At 44.7% G+C, this 1,762-nt stretch carries 1 pseudogene; it reads right to left on the bottom strand.

Going from position 1 to position 1,762, the window contains the following annotated elements:
• Nucleotides 1-1,762: pseudogene (locus DC498_RS26325) on the bottom strand (hypothetical protein); the annotation flags it as partial.

Raw genomic sequence — 1,762 nt, 5'->3', positions numbered from 1 at the left:
CTTCTGTTGTAAGAGCTATTTTGGCAGGGTCTATAGTGTAATAGTTCTTTTCAATGTATGCTGCATTGGGACTGCCATCCGTATTGATATCCCCTTCCAGCGTTGCTGCAGGATAGATATCCTGCTTGTGCTCATCGGTAAGCACCATTCTTATGTTACCCAGGTGGTCTTTAATAAAATAATCATACACAAAGCCGGTGGGGGTATTGGGTGTGGAGGCATTGTTGTATTGCGGTCTTATCCTGCCTTCTTCATGGGCTATGAACTGCAGCCTGTCGGTATAGCCCAGCGCTGTGTTAAGCGTGCTGTTGTTAGTATATGCTTTGCTTTCATACACCGCTCCCCCAAGGTAAGTGGTGGTGGTGGTGGTGGTGATATTGGTATAGGTGCTGTTATTGTAAAATACCGTGGCGGCGGTTTCTATGGTTTGCTTGGTAAGCTTTTCCCCCCCATAGCTGTATACATAGCCGATAGTGCCTTTGGCAGTGGTAATGGTTTTGGGCAGCTCAATGGTATTATAGTAAGCTATTGAGCTTATCCCCTTGTTAAAATCCGTGGTAAGGCTGCCATTGCCATTGTTGTTATTATAATCTCCACCTGTACCGGTCCCGTCTTTAAAATCACCCAGGCTGCCGTTATCACTGCTTGTGATACCATCGGTTACTTTATAGGGAGCATTATCAAAGGAGTAATAGCTATAGGTAAGCTGGTCTATTACAGGAGAGCTGTTAAGCTTTAATCCCTTGCGGTTAAGGGTTTGGATATTACCGTTATAGTCATAGCTTATGCCGTATTCTGAAAAATCCACCACGCCATTGCTAAAAACGGCCGATGCCCCGGAACCTGATGTGTATTGCCCGAAGTTTGCTGCATTAAGCCGGTTGGCATTATCATAGGTAAAATCATATTTTCTCCTGTGTTGATCACCCTCGCTCTTCCAAAGCATGCTGCCTATATTACCATTGTATTGTTTACTGTTATTTGTTCCTATAGATGGATCCTTGTCATAACCCAGTTCCAGTGCAAAATACCGGTCGCTGTTGGTGGTGGCATTGGTATAATCTTTATTGATGGACAGCAGCCAGCCACGTACATTATATACATACTCCTGGCTAGACAGGATGGAACTGGTATAGGCGCCTGTAGCATCCCGCTTGTTGCCCATGGTTTTTCTCTTTAGCTGACCAAGGGCATCGTATATGTTGGTGTTGATCTTAGTCCAGGTGCCGGGCAATTCATTGCTTTCTACCAGTGTATTTTGTATCTTTTTCTGCGTCTGTACAGCTCTGCCAAGATCATCGTATATAATATCCGTAAGGGTAACCGTAGACTGCCCGGTAGTTCCGCTTACGGCCGGCATCTGGTGTTTATGCACAATACGCAATGGCTGCCCCACCCAGTTATACTGGGTGGTAATAAGATCATTGCCACCACGAAAATTTTTGGTTTTTACCTGTATCACCCTTCCCTTATCATCATAAATATTTACCGTATAAATATAATTCTGGCTGCCCAGTATAAGCTCTCTGGTCCAGGTAACCATTCCTTTTGTCTGAAAAGATTGCACAGGCTCCTGGGCATAGTAAGGAGCAGTATTATAGGTGGTATAAATGTAATCGTCGGTTTTATAGGTAGCATCAAAATCTTTGGTAAGCCCGCCGGGTGATGGAATATTATCATAGTCGTCATAATGCCATTCAGCGATCTGGGACCAATGGACATTCAGTGGCGGCTGAGCGTCAAGGGGAAAAGGATAGGCTGT

Source organism: Terrimonas sp. (genome assembly GCF_003075435.1).
GTDB lineage: Bacteria > Bacteroidota > Bacteroidia > Chitinophagales > Chitinophagaceae > Agriterribacter.
Note: the sequence above shows the minus strand (reverse complement) of the source record. Positions and strands in the feature narration are given on the sequence as shown.